This is a genomic window from Leifsonia sp. Y878 (assembly GCF_057669685.1).
On the sequence record NZ_JBYHFS010000001.1, the window covers coordinates 1,306,738 to 1,323,448 of the forward strand.

A 16,711-nucleotide genomic window follows, 5' to 3' on the forward strand; every position below is an offset into this window, starting at 1 on the left:
AACGCCTGAGTGATCCTCACAGTACCCATCTGGTGCGCGTGGGCCCAGCGCGTTCACGGCCTTCCCCATTGTCAGGTTGCGACTTAGGCTCATCGCATGTCGGCCTCAACAAATGGCAGTACTGCAGCGGATGCGCAGAACGCTGCACCACAGCCCACTCCCGCTGCGCCGGCGATGCCCAAGGGACTGGGCATCCGTCTGGGGCTCTTGATCGTGCTGATGATGCTTCCCATGATCATCATCGTGCTCACCCCACTCAAGCACGAGGCCTACCTCTATTTCCTCGGAACGATGCCGGCCATGCTCAGTCGCTCGCTCCATATCGGCGTCAGCATCGTGGCTATTTTCCTCAATGCCCTCGTCGTGCCCGTTGCCATCCTGTCGAGCCAGTCAGTCATGTCTGGCACGCTGCTCATGATTCTGCTGGCAGTCATCATCGCGCTCAGTTCAGTGCGCGGCTGGAACGGCCCGCTGATGTACGTCGGCGTCATGGCCGGCCTGCTAGTGACGTCGAAACCCCCACATGTGGATATCAGCGGGGCGTCTGAGTCACTTCAACTCTGGTACCCGGCTCTTCTCGTGCTGGTGGGAGGGTTCTGGGCGCTCCTGCTGTCGCGCACGCTCCTGAAGGGGATGCCAGACAAGCCGGCGACTCCTGTCGGTGGCCGGGATGCATTCGCCTTCGGGGTTGCCCTCGCCATCCTGCTTGGTTTCTCAACGGCCGTGGCTATGACGTGGTTCTTCAACACTCATGCTGGGTGGATATTGCTGACCATCCTGCTCGTCGTGAAGGCGGACTACTCGACCACAACACAACGCGTCTGGCATCGGAGCCTCGGCACCATTGCGGGTGGACTGGCCGCTGCCCTGCTCGCGGTTCTCGTGCATAACCCCACGATCCTCCAGCTCGCCGGTGCCGTCTTCGGATTCGCGATGCTCTGGGTTGTTCTGACCGGCAAGCCGTACTACGTGATGTCAGCGGTCATCACCCCGACCATCGTGCTGATGAATTCATCAGGCAACAGCACCAGCGTCTTCGACACCGACCTGGAGCGGGTCATCTACACGCTCGTGGCAGGCGTGTTGATCCTCCTGGTCATTGGAGCCGGGCAGCTGATCTCCGCCGCGATAGCCAGGCGGGATAAGTTGCCGGACGCTCCGATCGCGACCGAGTGATGAGTTGGCTCGCATCCGAGCGGATCACGTCCTGAGCTCGAAGGAGAGCACAATGCGGATGTCACGAGTGGTGCCAATTATTGCCGTCGTGTCCATCCTCGGGCTATCGGTGCAGAGTGCCGCACGTGCGGTCGATGGCGAATTGGCACCGATCAATCCCGTCTCATTCGTGTTGAACGGCCATCCGGCCAACAGCAACTTTCTTGTCTTCGTGGAGAACGACGTCTTCATCGCTGCCGACGAATCCGAGGGCACGGTGGCGATGGGCGGGGACTTTGGATTCAACTCCTCGTATAACGTTGCAGCCGCCACACCTATCGCTCCGACCTTCATCGCACCGGGTGACGCCGCACCCACCTACCTCTATGTTGGTGGCGGAATCCAGTTCCCCGCGACAGGAAGCTCGTCCGTTGTGCGGGTACTGAGTGGGGGGTTCACCAAAGTGGCAGACACCTCCACGTATAGCGCGTACAACACTGACCAGAACGGTGCCCAGGTCAATTACCAGCTGACTCCGACCGGGACGCCGTACAACACAGCGCCACGGATCGAGGGTACGACCAATCAGCAAACACCGGAGTCGATCGCGACACCGGTGGACAGCTCGCTCATCGACATTCCGTCTGCATTCACTGAATATCGATCTCTCTCGACCCAGATTGCGACCTGCACGGCTAATGCGCAGCTGACCGACAGCCGAGACGTGCCGCTAGCTGCGCCGTTGCCGCCCAACGCCTGGCTCACTCTCACACCAGGGGTTACCAATGTCCTGACCATTCAGGCAACCGATCTCAGCAGCCTGCAGGAAATCACCTTTCGAAGCGAGCCGTCCGCCGATACTCCACTCGTTGTCAACGTCCTTGGCACGTCGTTCGACGGAGAGATGCCCAATTTGCCTGGAGTGTCTTCCGCCAATGCGCCGTACATGCTCTGGAATTTTCCCACTGCACTATCCATCCGTGTGACGGGCGGCGATTCACTTGAAGGCACCATCTACGCGCCATACGCCGACCTGACCTGGGAGATCCTGCAGAACATCGAGGGCAACGTCATTGCCGCCAACTTCACGCATGGCTCCTCTGCATCACCACCACCTGTGCGGGAGCTTCACGACTTTCCCTTCAATACGACGGTCTCCTGCTCCAACGCTACGGAGGATGGCAGGCTGACCCTGGTCAAACAGATCGTGCAAACTGACACAGGCACCGCCCAGCCCTCTGACTGGACGTTGTCCGCGATCGGTCCGACGACGGTCTCCGGCCCCGGCAATACAGCGAGCGTCACCGATGTTACTGTCCCGCCCGGCGACTATGCGCTCACCGAGTCTGGCGGACCCGATGGCTTTGGCGTTGGCACGTGGGGCTGTACCGGCGGAACGTTGCACTCCGACGGCCTGACGGTGACCGTGCCAGAAGCCACGGAGGTCACCTGCACAATCGTGAATACGGCGCGCTGTGTCACTCCGAATCCTGAGCCGGAGTTTCCCGTGATTCCGCCTTCCCCGACGCCGACGCCGACGAACGAGCCCGCCCCCGGCGGTGGCGCAACGGACCCCTCTCAGCCCGGATGTGGACCGCAGCTATCCGCAACCGGTAGTGGCGCCGCCGGAGTTGTTGGGCCGGCTCTGCTGCTGTTTGGCGTGGGGACGGCGATCCTCATCTACGCCCGGCGGCCGAAGAAGCTCGTCGACTAGTACACGTTGACGCTCTCGAATGGGCCTACAGCACCACACGGGTTCGCGTAGTGCGCCGAGATGTAGCCGAGGCCCCCACCCATCCGTTGCCCGTGGGCACAGCGTATTCGCGGGCTTCCCCATTGACTGGTTGCGACTTAGGCTCATCGCAAGTCGGCCTCAGGCCACCCTCTCATGAGGCTGTAGGGAGAAAATGATGAGAATGTCCCGGGTAGTGCCCATGGTTGCCGTCCTGGCTCTGCTCGGGCTGTCGGCACAGAGCGCCGCAATGGCGGTTGATGGCGAACTATCGCCGATCAACCCCGTTTCGTTCGATTTGAATGGCCACCCGGCCAACAGCAACTTCCTCGTCTACGTCGAGAACGACGTGTTCCTCAATGCCGACGAAACAGAGGGCACGATTGCGATGGGCGGAAACCTGAGCTTCGACACCACGTACAACGTGGCGGGCACGACGCCGATCACGCCCACCTTCACCGCGCCGGGGGATGCCGCTCCTACCTACCTCTACGTCGGCGGCGGCATCCAGTTTCCCGCCGCCGGAAACTCGTCGATCGTCCGCGTGCTGAACGGCGGCTTCACCAAAGTTGCGGACACCAGCACGTACACCGCGCACAACACTGACCAGAACGGCGCCCAGGTCAATTACCAGCTGACTCCGTCGGGGACCGCCTACAACACGGCGCCTCGCATCGAAGGCACCACAAACCAGCAGACTCCAGCGTCCATTGCAACGCCGGTGGACAGTTCCCTCATTGACATTCCTTCCGCATTCGCGGCGTATCGACCGCTATCCACCCAGATTGCAACGTGCACCAACAACGTCACTCTCACCGATGCCCAGGGAAATCCGGTGTCATCACCGCTGCCTGCCAACGTCTTTGTCACTCTCACTCCGGGAGTGACCAATTTCTTGACAATCCAGGCCACGGAACTCGCACTTCTGCAGGAGATAACGTTCCGGACGCCGCCGACCGCTGATACGCCGTTCGTCGTCAACGTGCTGGGAACGTCATTTGACGGCGAGATGCCCAACTTGCCAGGGACCTCGTCGGCAGAGGCGCCATACATGCTCTGGAATTTTCCCAATGCAACAACTGTCCGCGTAACCGGTGGCGATTCGCTCGAGGGCAGCATTTACGCCCCATACGCGAACCTGACCTGGGAAATCTCGCAGAACATCGAGGGGTCCGTCATCGCTGCCAATTTCACCCACGGGCCCACCGTAGCGAGGCCGGTACCGATTGAGATTCACGACTACCCATTCAGCACGACTATCTCGTGCAGCAACCCCGTGGTTGACGGCAGCCTGACCCTGGTGAAAGAGGTCGTGCAGACCGACGCCGGCACCGCGGCGCCCTCCGATTGGACGTTGTCTGCGACGGGGCCGGACACCGTGTCGGGCCCCGGAAATTCATCCAGTGTCACGGATGCGACCGTCACACCCGGCGACTACACGCTCAGCGAGTCTGGCGGACCAGAGAATTTCATTCCTGGCACGTGGACCTGTACTGGAGGAACCCTGGATTCCAGCGGGACAACGGTGACGGTGCCAGAAGGCGCAGATGTCACCTGCACAATCGTGAATACCGCGCGCTGCGTGTCACCCACGCCCACGCCTACGCCTACGCCTACGCCTACGCCTACGCCGACACCAACACCAACACCAACACCAACACCAACACCAACACCAACACCAACGCCCACACCCACGCCGACGCCGACGCCGACGCCGACCCCGACCCCGACCCCGACCCCGACAGTAACGCCGACGCCGACCGGCGGGCCAACGCCCGGTGGTGGTGGTGGTGTAACGGCTCCTCGCAAGCCCGGCTGTGGACCGCAGTTGTCGGCGACTGGCAGCAGCAGCGCCGGAGCCATCGGCTCTTCAGTGCTGCTGCTTGGCTCTGGGGTGGCAATTCTCCTCTACGTCCGTCGGCCGAAGAAGCTGAGCGACTAGTACCAGTTGTGACTCTCTGAGTGGGCCCACGCACCGCACGGGTTCGTGTAGCGCGACGAAATGTACCCGAGGCCCCAGTTGATTTGGGTTGTTGCACTCGTGCGCCAGTCGGCACCAGCGGATGCCATCTTGCTTCCTGGCATCGACTGGGGAATCCCGTATGCGCCGCTGCTGGCGTTGTAGGCATCAGCGCGCCACCCCGATTCCCGATTCCAGAGCGACACCAGGCAGCTGAACTGTTCGCTCCCCCACCCGCGAGCGGCAACGGCAGTCGCCGCGTATGCGCGAGCACCCGCAGGATCGACGACCATGCCGGCCGGAGGTGCAGCAGTGTCTGCGCCACCGCCCGAACCCCCTGAGCTGCCTGAACCTGTGCCACCGGTACCGGGATTCGCTGTACCGCCAGAGCCGCCGGAACCGCCGGAACTGCCAGAGCCGCCAGCCGCCTTCTCCGCTGCGGCCGCTGCAGCGGCCGCTTGCTGGGCAGCGAAGGCCTCAGCTTCGGCTACCCCTGACCGATAGGCACGCTCCGTCTCAGCGGTCGAGTTCCGCAACGTCGCAAGCTGGGCGAACAACACGTCGGACGCGGCCTGTTGCGTCGCTATCTCGTCTTCGGCGGCCTGCTGGGCCCGCTGGGCGGCATCCACTCTGCTCTGTGCTTCGCTGGCACGTCGGTCTCGCTCCGAGATCGCGGCATCCGCTTGCTCGCCCAGTGTGCGCACCAGGTTTTGCTCTGCGAGCGCACGCTCCTCGATGCCGCGCGTGGTTTGGCTCAGCCGGGTTGACACACTCAATTCGTAGAGCAGGTCGCTGTCAGGGTCGTTCGTCAACAGCATCCGGTACACCAGCTCGCCCGCGCCTGACCGGTACAGCTGGGCGCCCAGGAGGCCGAGTTGAGTCGTAGCGGCTTCTGCCTGTTTCGTGGCGCGCTCCAGCTGCGACTGAATTGTGGCGGCACGCGTTGCAGCGCGTGCCAGTGCGGCCTTCGCATCCGCCGATGCGCCGCTGGCGGCAATGGCCAGGTCGGCCAAGGTTCCTGCGCGCGATTCGAGCGCAGCCAGCGCCGTGTCAATTCGGGTGAGTTGCGCCTGGGTGGCCACAGTGTTGTTGCGGGCCGCTTCGACCTCTGCCCAGCTCGGGTAGTCATCGGCGAATGCAACACGGGGCATCGATCCGGACAGCGTCGCAGCAACCAGGGCGGTCGCAAGAACTGACGCACACCATCCGCGAGTTTTCCGCTGCACTCTTGTCGCCCTTCCGACTTGCGAGTTTACGTACGGTCAGCGGCGTCGCCGGGAGCACGCGCCCATGAGCGCCAACCCGGAGGCAGTGCGCAGCCTCACGGCTTGCCCCAGACAGACGTGCGCTGGCCCGACCCCTCGCTGGGGAACGAATCCTATGAGGGGTCTATGCGCCCGTCCTCAGAGGCACTGCCAGGGTCTGACTTGTGTGCCACAGGGCGCCTGGCGGCGATGAACGTCGTGACGTTCGTGGTGATCGCGTTGGACACCAGCATGCCGAGAGCGATTGCGAACATGGACAGCGCCGTCGAGATCAGTCCCTCAACGCTTTGGGGCACGCTCGATTTCGCTTCGTCGAGGCTGAGGAAGCCCAAGGCGCCAGGCACCAGTATCCAGAAGGAGGCAAGAGTGAGCACGGCTTCAGGAGGTGCTGTCTTGAAACGGGAAGCGAGCCTGGCAAACGGAATGACCACGAGGGCGCCGAAAAAGCTCGACAGCTCAGCGCCGACGATCAGCGTTCCGATGGACTGTGCGCCATACGTGGCGAGCAGGCTGAGCAACAACCACACGAATGACTTCTGCCGGGCAGAGGAGAAGAGTGTGTACCCGATGGCGAGGAGGGTGATCCCCACGAATGGTGTCCAGATCCCCAGGTTGTTCGTGCGGCCGACGTGCGCGGGGATCTCACCGACGAGTGCGAATCCGGCTGCCACCCCAAACGCGAGCAGGAACAGCTGGGCCGTCCCATAGACCAGTCGACTCGCCCCTGAAATGACCTGGCCAGCTGTGAGCTCAATCGCGGCCACGGTCAGCATTGTTCCCGGCAGAAATGAGATGAGGGCCGGCGTGATGACGCGGAGCGGCGATTCGCCAGCCCAATCGGCAAAGAACAACGCGGTGAGGGCAGTAGCCGTGAAGGCAGCGAATACCGGCATCGCAAGAGCCAGGGTCGGTACCTTGTCACCGAGCAGAATCAACGCGCCAACGGCCGCGCCGAGTCCGATGTAGACGGGAAGGGCATTCAGGGTGGGGTTCAGCATGAAGCCGAGGCCCAGGGTGAGGATGGTGTGCCCCAGTATGCGCAGCCACGGACCGAACCTCGGTTCTGACTGCAGCACGCGGGCGAGCTCTGTCAAGAGATCGGCGGGAGCAATCGTGCCGAGCCTGGCACGATGCACGAGCTCATCGAGCGCTGCGAGCTGGTCAAGACGAACGCCAGAGCCCTTCGAGGCCTTGATCTCGGCTCGATAATCGCCGCTCGTGTGCTGCACGATGACCATGGTGGGAAGCACGATGACCTGGATATCGACAAGGTCGTATGCCAGGGCTATCTGGACGAGGGTCGCTGACACATCTGACGTCGCCTGATGAGAATCGAGCAGGGCGACACCGATGGAGCTGATCATGTCGAGCACCGCATGGTCATCTGGCGTCTCTACGGGCACCGCGTCGGGGACCGGTTTGATCACGCTGCGTGCCAGGGTCCTGGCGGACCTCACCCAGCGTGGACGCCGCATTGCTGTCCCACGAATCGCGCTTGGGCGCTCATGCCATACGAGAGAGACCTTGGGCTCACAACCGTTCACCCCTCAGACTGCGAACTGGTGTTGGTGTTGGTTCGCCCAGTCTGACAGCCGGGGACATGCAAAGGAACCGGGAAGAATTGCTTCTTCCCGGTTCCTGTGAAAACTACGTGTTGAGTGCCTACGCGGTGGCGAGAACCTCGTCGAGGGCGTCAGATGCCTTCTCGGGGGTTGCCTTGAGCGCGAGGGCGAGCTCGGAGATCAGGACCTGCCTGGCCTTCAGAAGCATCCGCTTCTCACCAGCGGAAACGCCGCTGTCCTGGTCGCGGCGCCACAGGTCGCGAACAACTTCGCCGATACGGATGACGCTGCCGCTTGCCATCTTTTCCTGGTTGGACTTGTAGCGGCGTGACCAGTTGCTGGCCTCCTCGACGACATCCTGTCGCAGGACGTCGTACACCTCTTCGACGCCGGCGCTGTCGATGACATCGCGCACGCCAACGAGCTCGGCATTCTCGATGGGGAGCTTGATCTTCAGTTCACTGGTGTGAGCGTTGAGAGTCATGTAGGTCTTCTCGACACCGTTGACCACTCGCTTCTCCAGGTCGATGATGGTCACTGCACCGTGGTGAGGGTAGACGAGCGTTTCCCCGATCTCAAAAATCAATTGATGGTTCCTTCTTTTGTAGAGTATGGGGCTACGAATCGACGCAGACGGCCCGTCGAGCGAGTCCTGAAACACGTTCCTGAATGCACACAGTGACCGGTCAATGCTATGCGGTCGACCTCGGCGACCAGCTCAGACTGATGGTATATTCTGGCACTTTATCAACTTTTCATGTGAATCTTGTGCGAGAATGCCCGCGCGTATCGTTTGCGCAGCTCCGGTGGCACCAGTTCTCGCAGCAGATCGGCGCGCAATGGCAGGTCCGAGGTTTCCGTAGTTGACGCCCAACACTGGAATGGTGGAGCCCGCCACGGTTCTCATCGCCCCGAGGATCGTGCCGTCGCCGCCCATCGCGATCACCAGGTCTACGTCGTCAAGGAAGCGCGAGTGCGTGACACCCGTCACGCCATTTCCGATGCGCTGGGCGTCATCCTCCAGCGCCACGAACCGGGCATCATGTGAATCTCGCCACCGCCCGAACGGTTTCGACCAGCTCCGAACCTGAGCACCGCTTCGTTTGATAGGCTCCCGGGATGTTCTACTCCCTCTCTGTATCGCCCTCAGGGCGTCAGGAGGTTGTCGGCGTCGTTCTCGCCGACAGGAGATAGCCTCACCAGCTCATCGACACCCCTTCAATTGCCGCCCTGGTGCGGCGCAACCGGCCACTGGCCGATCGATTGGTGACTCATTTTGCTTCCTCTGACTGAACAACAGATTCGCGCTTCCTTCGTCAATGCATCACACAAGGAGGTCAACGACCTCACTCTCCCCCTCGACTTCGATGCAATCGCGTGGGATCGCATCGACCACTTCGGCTGGCGAGACCGAAAGTCGCCCCGCCGCGCATACGTCGTCGCATGGCAGGGAGACACCCTCGTTGGCATCGTTCTCACTCGGGCTCACACAGCACCACGGGCCAGGGCGCAATGCTCGTGGTGCCAGGACATCACGCTGACGAACGAGGTTGTGTTCTACGGCGCAAAGCGAGCCGGCCAGGCGGGCAGACGAGGCGATACCGTCGGCACGCTCATCTGCGGGGATTTCGGGTGTTCCGCGAATGCGCGGAAGCGGCCACCCATGGCGTACATCGGCTTCGACGTCGAGGCTGCCAAAGAGAAGCAAGTCGTTGGCTTGGGCGAGCGCGTTCGCGGGTTCATTTCTGAGGTACGTGAGCACTGACTCGAGCACTGACTCGAGCACTGACTCGAGCACTGACTCCAGCACTGACTCCAGCACTGACTCGAGCACTGACTCGCGTCTTGCGATTTGATCGCGCGCGACGTATTGTCGTTAACCATCGAACACATGTTCGATGGAGCGGGACAGGGGCAGCGCATGATCACGGCATCGACGACCATGATTTCGGTCTGGAGTGACGGAGGAATTCCCGTCCGGCTGGTGGTTAGCGGGGTCAGGTACACCGTCACAGACCGGCCGACCCCGATTCGCGACATCGTCGACCTCCACGCGGCGATCACGCATCCGGCGTCATCGCCGATCACCGGGTGGCGCTTCCAGGGAACAGACAGCGCGGGAAACTCGCATGTGTTCGACGTTCAACGCGTGCCAGGTCGCCGGGAATGGGAACTTCTGGCCGTCTACGACTAAGACGACAGAACAGGCACACTGGATGCGCTCTGCACATTGGAGCGCACCAATCAATGCACAGCCGGGAATAGCGGGCACGCGCCCGGCGCTGTCTCACATGTGAAACGCATCGGGTTCCTCTCTTTCGGTCATTGGCAAGACATTCGCGGGTCGCACACCCCAACAGCGCGAGACGCGCTTATCCAAAGCGTCGAACTCGCCGTCGCAGCCGAGGAGATCGGAATCAACGGCGCATACGTGCGGGTGCATCACTTCGCCAACCAGCTCTCGTCACCGTTCCCGCTCCTGGCGGCCATGGCAGCTCGGACCAGCCGGATCGACATCGGCACCGGCGTCATTGACATGCGATACGAGAACCCGCTGTATATGGCGGAGGAGGCAGCATCCACTGACCTGCTGAGCAACGGCCGCCTGCAGCTGGGCATCAGCCGCGGATCACCAGAAACGGCTCTCCGCGGCTCTGAGGCATTCGGGCATGTGCCCCCTGAGGACATGACGGATGCCGACCTCGCGCGAACGCACACCGAACTGTTTCGCGCGGCGATTGATGGCGCCGGCGTTGCACAGGCCAACCCGCAGATGACCCGCTCGCCGGGGCTGCTGCCGGTGCAGCCGCAATCGCCGGGCCTTGCCGACCGCATCTGGTGGGGATCAGGGACACGCAAGACGGCGCGCTGGACCGCAGAGCAGGGCATGAACCTGATGAGTTCAACACTGTTGGTCGAAGACACCGGCGTGCCGTTCGACGAGCTGCAAGCCGAACAGATCGCCATTTATCGAGCGGCGTGGGCTGAGGCTGGCTGGGATCGTGAGCCCCGAGTGTCGGTGAGCCGCAGCGTGCTGCCCATCACGACGGACGAGGACCGCGCATACTTCGGCGGGCGCTCCGGTGACAGTGCAGACCAGGTGGGCTATCTGGAGGGCACACTCGCCCGGTTCGGCAAGAGCTATGTCGGCGATCCGGACGTCATCGCCGAGGAATTGGCCACGGACGCCGCCGTGCAGGAAGCAGACACCGTGCTACTGACCGTGCCGAACCAGCTGGGCGTCGAGTACAACGCGCGCCTGCTGGAGACGATCGCACAACATATTGCGCCAGCAGCAGGGTGGCGCTGACCCGATCAGTAAGCCTTCAAGGAGAACGCGGTATTCGTAAGTTCCTCCGACACGGTCCAGAGTCGTCGGGCGGCTACGGGGTCGATCGCCTTCGCTGATCGATCCATCAACGCCGCCGGGCCTCGAACTCCAAACCGACTCGGACCGATGAACGCGTTCGCAGGGATGTCCCCAACGGCGGCGAGAAGTGTCGGTAATGCACCCCCATTGGGGCCGTGAGCCATCAGGGGCGTGGCCAGGGCGCTAAGCGCGTCGAGGAGACGGTTGCCGCTTCTGATCGTGAAGCCTGTTGACGCCCAGCCAGGATGGGCGGCAGCGGCACGTACGGAGGATCCCGACTCGACGAGGAGACGTTGAAGTTCAGTAGTGAAGAGTAAATTCGCCAGCTTCGACTGTCCGTACGCACCGAAGGGGCTGTACGCACGTCGTTCCCATTGGAGATCTGCGAAGTCAATCGTGGCTGAACTGTACGCGCTCGATGTGACCGTCACGACGCGGCTGGTGACGCGGTCGATCAGAAGGTTCGTGAGTGCGAAATGGCCAAGATGGTTGACCCCGAACTGGCTTTCGAAACCGTCGCCGGTGAGCTGCCGACTGGCGGTCATCGCGCCCGCGTTGTTGATGAGGTAATCGAACGAGGTGTCGATGGTGGCCGCGAAACGCCGCACCGACTCGAGTGACGACAGGTCCAGATGCCTTACCTCCGCTCCGGAGCCAATCGATTCCCCAGCGGCGCGGCCTTTATCGAGGTCGCGGACGGCGAGGATAACTCGCGCGCCCTTGGCGGCTAGCGCGGCTGCGGCGGCCAGGCCGATGCCGCTGTTTGCACCTGTGATGATGGCGGTTCGGCCGGCCTGATCCGGGATTTGCGACGACGAAGCGAGTGTAATCATGATCCATACTGTAGTCAGTGCCTACATTGATGTCAATGACAACAGCCCTGATAGACTGCATCAATGGATGAGCGACTGAGCTATCAACGAACCAATCTTCGGGACGTTCTTCTCGAGCGTGCGCTGCGCGTTCTGGGCGAGCGTGGGGCTGGCGCTCTCTCGCTGCGAGAACTCGCGCGAGAGGTCGGCGTATCCCACGCGGCTCCCGCCCGTCATTTTGCCGACCGGCAGCGACTCATGGAAGCGCTGGCCGTCGAGGGGTTCGCCCTGCTTGCCGCACAAATTAGGGATGCAGTCGCGTCGACGCCCGGTCCGCGCGACCAGGCGGCTCTCGTCGCACACGCCTACGTCGCATTTGCGACCAATAACGCGAACCTGGTCGACGTGATGTACCGACACGAGGCACCGGGCGCCACCGACGCGATCGCTAGAGGTGCGAGTGAAGCATTCGCCCCTCTGCGAGAACTATTCACGCGTGGCGAAGCCGAAGGACTCGTGACAGGGGCAGGCGCCGAGATTTCGGCGACGCTGTTCCTGGCGACGTGTCAGGGGATCGCGGCACTCGTCAACTGCGGCGTGGTCGCGCGCGAAAGCGCCGCGGACCTTGTTGATGACGCGATTCCTCGGTTTATCGCCAGTTAGTCTGTGCGCTGTGCGTGCCGTTCGCAACGAGGCGTCGCGTGTCGATATCCTTGTAAGCGAACTATGGGGGATGAAATGGTTGGCAACCAAGGCACAGCGAGCCTGCGTCGTGTACCCCAGCAAGATCGCAGCAACGCGCGACTGGGACTGATACTCGACGCAGCGGCAGCGCTCATCGACGAGGTGGGCTACCGCAACGTCACGATGACGTTGGTTGCGCGAAAAGCCGGCATGTCCGGCCCTGGCATCTATCGCTACTTCAGCGACCTTGAGGCTGTGGCCCGCGCACTTGCCGCCCGCAACCTCGAACGCTTCATCGCCAGCACCAAGGAGGCGCTGAGCGCACAGGCCGGCGATTGGACGATCCTGCTGTCCAGGGTCATTGGCGTGTACGCCGAACTCTGTCGCACAGAACCCGGCTTCCGGTGGCTTCGACTGGGCGACGCCGTTGACACGAACCTCTTGAACAACGAGGTGAGCAATCGCAGCTTCGCGGCATCCGTCTTGGCTGAGATCTTCGTCGTACGGTTCGGAGTCCACGAACGCGAGAATCTCAACCTGCACGTCGAGGTCGTCGTCGAAGTCGTCGACGGGCTCATCGCGAGGGCATTCGCGACCAACCCCGATGGCGACCAGTTCTTCATCGACGAGTGCACCCGAGTGGCGTGCGACTACCTGGTCGATTTCCTGGAGCGCACGTACCAGGCAGAACTCGACGTTCATCAGCCAGTTTCCGACTTCTAGCAAGAACGGGCGACCCTTAGGCCGCTGAGGCCGACTGGGTGCTCGGACTCTCGGACTAATACGCGGTGCGAGCCCTGCTCGGCTGCACCCGCGGGGGCTCCCCCGGCATCTTCGGGAAGTCGGGTGGGAACGGCAGTTCGCCGAGGCCGGCGGCCAGATCCCTGTCCCACCAGCCCAGCAGCTCGTCGATGCTGCCCGGATTGTCACCGAGCATCGCCCACGGGTCGCCCGTTGTTGCCAGCCGCTCCGGCACTGTGGCGATCGTGAAAGTGGCTGGGTCGGCGTTCTCGAGCTCGTCCCAGTCGAGGGGGCACGACACGGGCGCGTGAGCCAGGGCCCTGGGGCTGTAGGCGCCGGCCATGGTCCTGTCGCGGTTGGCCTGGTTGAAGTCGACGAAAATACGCTCGCCCCGCTCCTCTTTCCACCAGGCTGTCGTGACCTGCTTCGGCATCCGTCGCTCGAGTTCGCGCGCCAGCGCGATGACTGCATGACGCACGTCGAGAAACTCGTGCGTTGGCGTGATCGCGGCGAAGACGTGCAGCCCGCGGTTTCCGGAGGTCTTGATGTACCCGGTCAGCCCAACCTCGCCCAGCAGCCGACGCAACTCTTGCGCCACCGGGATGGTGTCGGCGAAGTCGGTGCCTGGCTGCGGGTCGAGGTCGATGCGCATCTGGTCTGGAAAATCCGGGTTCTCCGCACGCGACGGCCACGGGTGGAACACGATCGCATTCATCTGGACGCCCCAGACGATCGCGGGCGGTTCGTCGATGACGAGCTGCGGATGCGTTCGGCCGCTCGGGTAGACCACCATCACGGACCGCACATAGTCTGGTGCGCCACGCGGCGGGTTCTTCGAGAAGAACTGTTCGCCCTCGATTCCGTCTGGAAACCGTTGCAGCGAGACGGGTCGATCGCCGTTCTGCGCCACGAAGGCATCCCCAACGGCCACGACATAGTTCGCCAGGTCGAGCTTGGTGATGCCGGGCTCTGGCCAGAGCACCCGCCCGGGGCTGGTCAGCCGAACCTGGCGAACCCCGTGCGGGCCGGTAACCTCAACCGCCACAGCCTCGCTCTTCATGAAGACAACGCTATTCCCGGGCGCCCGATCCGACCAGTGTCACTGAACCGACCAGTGTCACTGAACCGACCAGTGTCACTGAACCGACCAGGGCAGGCCAGTGTCAGATCAGAGTCATCTAGCGGTCCAGTGTCACCGAGCTCTCGAGGCGGGCGCGTGCCGCCGTCAGCGCATCGTCTACTTGGCGGGGTAGGTGTAGAAGCCCTCGCCTGAGTTGACGCCGAGCTTGCCTTTGTCGATGTAGTTCTCCTTGATGTACGCGGCGAATGCCTGCTGCTTCGGGCCGCCGACGGAGGAGATGTTGTACGCAGTGGTGAGGCCGACGACGTCGAAGATCTCGAATGGGCCAAACGGCGCACCCGTTCCGATGCGCCAGGTCTTGTCGATCATCTCCGGCTCGGCGATGCCGTCGATGAGCAGGTCGCTGGCGGCGTTCAGCAGCGGAACGAGAAGGGAGTTCAGCAGGTAACCGGCCTTCTCCTTCTTGATCTCGATGGGAACCATGCCGATTTCGCCGGCGAACTCGGCAACCGCCGCGTAGGCGGCGGGGTCGGTCTTCTCTGTGCCCATCACCTCGGCGGTGTTGAAGATCCAGACCTTGTTGGCGAAGTGCAGGGCCAGGAACTTGTCGGGGCGCCCGGTGAACTCCATCAGGTCACTCGGCAACAGCGTCGACGAGTTCGTGGCGAAGATCGTCTTCTCTGGGGCGAGGGCGCCCAGCTTCGTGTAGGTGTCCTTCTTGATGTCGATGTTCTCTGGGATCGCTTCGATCACGAGGTCGGCGTCCTTCACCGCGTCGGCGAGGTCGGCGCTGAATGTGATGCGGGCAAGAGCGGCATCCGCTTTGCCATCTGCAGCACCGGCTACCTGTTCCTTGTAGGTGGCAGCGAGTTCGAGCGAGCGGGCCTTCGCCTTGGCCAGCGCGTCGTCGTTGATGTCATACGCGACAACGGGGAATCCGTTGTATGCGGTCTGGTATGCGATCTGCATGCCAAGGACGCCTGTCCCTAGTACCGTGATGTTCTTCAGCGATCCCATGTGGTTCATTCCTTTTCTTCGGTCGTCACGAGTGGTGACTGTTTCGGTGCGTGCTCTTGTGGAGCAACGGCGAGAGCGCGATTGAATCGCGCAAGTGCTTCTGCGAAGGCCCCGACATCGGCATCTGCCCACTCAGAGAGACGCGTGTCGACACCCACCTGGAGCGAATCGATGGCGGCGTTATAGTGCTTCCGGCCTTCAATGCTGAGTTCGAGCGGTCGTCCGCGGCCCGCGGCGCTTCCCTGTTCGATGACAAGGCCGAGGCGGATGAGACCACTCAGCTGGCGAGACACCGTTGAGCGGTTGAGCGCGAATTCGGCCGCGATGTCGGTGGAACGGCAGCCGGGGTTGATCGCGATGTGCATGAGGATCGACTGCTCAGCCAGCGAGATCCTGGCGTCGAACGATCGGACGTCGGCCACACCGCGTCGGGAGATCAAGACCAGCTCGTGCACGATCTCTGCGGCGGCCGCCGTGCGTGCGGAGGCGTCGGAACTGCTTTGTTGCATAATGCAACGATATGCCTCGGCTGCACAATTTTCAAATTGCCTCGGCTTGATTTCACGGCCTTCCTGAGCGGATGCCTGTGGTGCGAAATTCGCTGGCGACTAGGCTCGAAAGAGTGGTCGCGCCGGCCACGCGTCGCAGCTAATCGAGAGCGAGGAATGATGTGGTTTCGGGGTCGTCGTCGCACAAAGGTCGTGCAGCGACCGTTCGACCTTGCCGCGCTTCCCGATCCAGAACTGGCCAGCCTCGAAGACGCAACAGAAGAGGGCCTACTGCTTGCTGAGTACGCCTGCCGCATGTCGCTGAAGAACAGCGTGGTTGTCGGCGCTCTCACCGGAACGGAGCCATACAGTGAGGCCCACTACCGTGCTGCCGCCCGCGATGTGCTGGAATCTCTCGCAGCGGAGGCTGACGGCGTGGCCGACCGCATCGAGGCGACCCGCCTGATGACCGGTGCGCTCAAGGGCGAAGCCGACCACGTGCACGACTATCGCGTAGCCGATATAGACAACCTGGAGCGCAGGGAAGAGGCCTCGCGATCCATGGCCAGGGTATTGCGCGAACGCTGCACCGACGACGAGTACCTGTCCAGGCTGGTCAGGCGAGCCAGGGACAATGCCTGGGGAGAGATCGCTGCCTCGATTGAGGCGTCACTTCTGCGCGGTTACGTGCCCCCCGCCTCCGATGACGACTATCAGCACGACCGCGACCGCCGCATCGAGCTCTTGATCAGCGAGGATCTCGCCGCCCTCGCCGCCTGACTCCTGGCCGCTTGACCCCTCACCGCTTCTTGACGACGGGCGCTCCCCCGGTCAAGATCGTGCC

Annotated in this window: 17 protein-coding genes; 9 read left to right on the forward strand and 8 right to left on the reverse strand. The window is 62.6% G+C overall.

The features are described from left to right. Positions 1–96: 96 nt before the first annotated feature. From AC25Y4_RS06135 to AC25Y4_RS06145, 3 genes are all read left to right on the forward strand, one after another. Positions 97–1,176 (forward strand): FUSC family protein, encoded by a 1,080-nt coding sequence (locus AC25Y4_RS06135; protein ID WP_488119464.1) that lies wholly within the window; start codon positions 97–99, stop codon positions 1,174–1,176. A gap of 52 nt (positions 1,177–1,228) precedes the next feature. Further along, on the forward strand, positions 1,229–2,869 hold the full coding sequence (locus AC25Y4_RS06140) for a collagen-binding domain-containing protein (protein WP_488119465.1): 1,641 nt from the start codon (positions 1,229–1,231) through the stop codon (positions 2,867–2,869). Positions 2,870–3,071: 202 nt separating this feature from the next. Further along, positions 3,072–4,829, forward strand: coding sequence for a collagen-binding domain-containing protein (locus AC25Y4_RS06145; RefSeq protein WP_488119466.1), 1,758 nt, complete (start codon positions 3,072–3,074; stop codon positions 4,827–4,829). Here AC25Y4_RS06145 and AC25Y4_RS06150 read toward each other — a convergent pair. The 4 genes from AC25Y4_RS06150 to AC25Y4_RS06165 all read right to left on the reverse strand — a co-directional run bounded on the left by AC25Y4_RS06150 (position 4,826) and on the right by AC25Y4_RS06165 (position 8,704). Then, on the reverse strand, positions 4,826–6,073 hold the full coding sequence (locus tag AC25Y4_RS06150) for a coiled-coil domain-containing protein (protein ID WP_488119467.1): 1,248 nt from the start codon (positions 6,071–6,073) through the stop codon (positions 4,826–4,828). The genes AC25Y4_RS06145 and AC25Y4_RS06150 overlap by 4 nt on opposite strands. 152 nt (positions 6,074–6,225) lie before the next feature. Continuing rightward, positions 6,226–7,539, reverse strand: coding sequence for a threonine/serine exporter family protein (locus AC25Y4_RS06155; protein ID WP_488119468.1), 1,314 nt, complete (start codon positions 7,537–7,539; stop codon positions 6,226–6,228). 235 nt (positions 7,540–7,774) lie between these two features. Then, positions 7,775–8,260 (reverse strand): CarD family transcriptional regulator, encoded by a 486-nt coding sequence (locus AC25Y4_RS06160; RefSeq protein ID WP_488119469.1) that lies wholly within the window; start codon positions 8,258–8,260, stop codon positions 7,775–7,777. A gap of 132 nt (positions 8,261–8,392) precedes the next feature. Continuing rightward, on the reverse strand, positions 8,393–8,704 hold the full coding sequence (locus AC25Y4_RS06165) for an NAD(+)/NADH kinase (RefSeq protein ID WP_488119470.1): 312 nt from the start codon (positions 8,702–8,704) through the stop codon (positions 8,393–8,395). Positions 8,705–8,950: 246 nt separating this feature from the next. On the opposite strand from AC25Y4_RS06165, the gene AC25Y4_RS06170 reads away from it, so the two are divergent. From AC25Y4_RS06170 to AC25Y4_RS06180, 3 genes are all read left to right on the forward strand, one after another. Then, complete coding sequence (locus AC25Y4_RS06170) at positions 8,951–9,439, forward strand: FBP domain-containing protein (protein WP_488119471.1); 489 nt, start codon at positions 8,951–8,953, stop codon at positions 9,437–9,439. Between the two features lie 126 nt (positions 9,440–9,565). Beyond that, positions 9,566–9,868, forward strand: coding sequence for a hypothetical protein (locus AC25Y4_RS06175; RefSeq protein WP_488119472.1), 303 nt, complete (start codon positions 9,566–9,568; stop codon positions 9,866–9,868). 99 nt (positions 9,869–9,967) lie between these two features. Beyond that, the gene (locus AC25Y4_RS06180; RefSeq protein WP_488119473.1) at positions 9,968–10,984 is read left to right on the forward strand and encodes an LLM class flavin-dependent oxidoreductase; all 1,017 of its coding nucleotides are present in this window, start codon (positions 9,968–9,970) and stop codon (positions 10,982–10,984) included. 5 nt (positions 10,985–10,989) lie between these two features. On the opposite strand, the gene AC25Y4_RS06185 is transcribed toward AC25Y4_RS06180, so the two are convergent. Continuing rightward, complete coding sequence (locus tag AC25Y4_RS06185; RefSeq protein ID WP_488119474.1) at positions 10,990–11,877, reverse strand: oxidoreductase; 888 nt, start codon at positions 11,875–11,877, stop codon at positions 10,990–10,992. A 63-nt stretch (positions 11,878–11,940) separates the two neighbouring features. Between AC25Y4_RS06185 and AC25Y4_RS06190 the strand changes: the two genes are divergently transcribed. Then, positions 11,941–12,519 carry a TetR/AcrR family transcriptional regulator gene (locus tag AC25Y4_RS06190; RefSeq protein WP_488119475.1) on the forward strand — a complete coding sequence of 193 codons (579 nt, stop codon included), beginning with the start codon at positions 11,941–11,943 and terminating at the stop codon, positions 12,517–12,519. 75 nt (positions 12,520–12,594) lie between these two features. Continuing rightward, positions 12,595–13,263, forward strand: a complete 669-nt coding sequence (locus tag AC25Y4_RS06195; protein ID WP_488119476.1) for a TetR/AcrR family transcriptional regulator — start codon at positions 12,595–12,597, stop codon at positions 13,261–13,263. A 55-nt stretch (positions 13,264–13,318) separates the two neighbouring features. Here the strand turns inward: AC25Y4_RS06195 and ligD are convergent, their stop codons facing one another. The 3 genes from ligD to AC25Y4_RS06210 all read right to left on the reverse strand — a co-directional run bounded on the left by ligD (position 13,319) and on the right by AC25Y4_RS06210 (position 15,888). Further along, positions 13,319–14,341: a non-homologous end-joining DNA ligase gene (ligD, locus tag AC25Y4_RS06200; RefSeq protein WP_488119477.1), complete on the reverse strand. Its 1,023-nt coding sequence runs from the start codon at positions 14,339–14,341 to the stop codon at positions 13,319–13,321. A 177-nt stretch (positions 14,342–14,518) separates the two neighbouring features. Further along, a complete protein-coding gene (locus AC25Y4_RS06205; protein ID WP_488119478.1) occupies positions 14,519–15,379 on the reverse strand; it encodes a 3-hydroxyacyl-CoA dehydrogenase in 861 nt (286 codons plus the stop codon). Positions 15,380–15,384: 5 nt separating this feature from the next. Then, positions 15,385–15,888 (reverse strand): MarR family winged helix-turn-helix transcriptional regulator, encoded by a 504-nt coding sequence (locus AC25Y4_RS06210; RefSeq protein ID WP_488119479.1) that lies wholly within the window; start codon positions 15,886–15,888, stop codon positions 15,385–15,387. A 156-nt stretch (positions 15,889–16,044) separates the two neighbouring features. On the opposite strand from AC25Y4_RS06210, the gene AC25Y4_RS06215 reads away from it, so the two are divergent. Further along, positions 16,045–16,647 (forward strand): hypothetical protein, encoded by a 603-nt coding sequence (locus AC25Y4_RS06215; RefSeq protein ID WP_488119480.1) that lies wholly within the window; start codon positions 16,045–16,047, stop codon positions 16,645–16,647. Positions 16,648–16,711: the final 64 nt, after the last annotated feature.

Bases quoted from the DNA above. Each gene is read 5' to 3' on its own strand.
- AC25Y4_RS06135 (WP_488119464.1), top strand. From the start codon at position 97: ATGTCGGCCTCAACAAATGGCAGTACTGCAGCGGATGCGCAGAACGCT.
- AC25Y4_RS06140 (WP_488119465.1), top strand. From the start codon at position 1,229: ATGCGGATGTCACGAGTGGTGCCAATTATTGCCGTCGTGTCCATCCTC.
- AC25Y4_RS06145 (WP_488119466.1), top strand. From the start codon at position 3,072: ATGTCCCGGGTAGTGCCCATGGTTGCCGTCCTGGCTCTGCTCGGGCTG.
- AC25Y4_RS06175 (WP_488119472.1), top strand. From the start codon at position 9,566: ATGTTCGATGGAGCGGGACAGGGGCAGCGCATGATCACGGCATCGACG.
- AC25Y4_RS06185 (WP_488119474.1), bottom strand. From the start codon at position 11,877: ATGATTACACTCGCTTCGTCGTCGCAAATCCCGGATCAGGCCGGCCGA.
- AC25Y4_RS06190 (WP_488119475.1), top strand. From the start codon at position 11,941: ATGGATGAGCGACTGAGCTATCAACGAACCAATCTTCGGGACGTTCTT.
- AC25Y4_RS06195 (WP_488119476.1), top strand. From the start codon at position 12,595: ATGGTTGGCAACCAAGGCACAGCGAGCCTGCGTCGTGTACCCCAGCAA.
- ligD (WP_488119477.1), bottom strand. From the start codon at position 14,341: ATGAAGAGCGAGGCTGTGGCGGTTGAGGTTACCGGCCCGCACGGGGTT.
- AC25Y4_RS06205 (WP_488119478.1), bottom strand. From the start codon at position 15,379: ATGGGATCGCTGAAGAACATCACGGTACTAGGGACAGGCGTCCTTGGC.
- AC25Y4_RS06210 (WP_488119479.1), bottom strand. From the start codon at position 15,888: ATGCAACAAAGCAGTTCCGACGCCTCCGCACGCACGGCGGCCGCCGCA.
- AC25Y4_RS06215 (WP_488119480.1), top strand. From the start codon at position 16,045: ATGATGTGGTTTCGGGGTCGTCGTCGCACAAAGGTCGTGCAGCGACCG.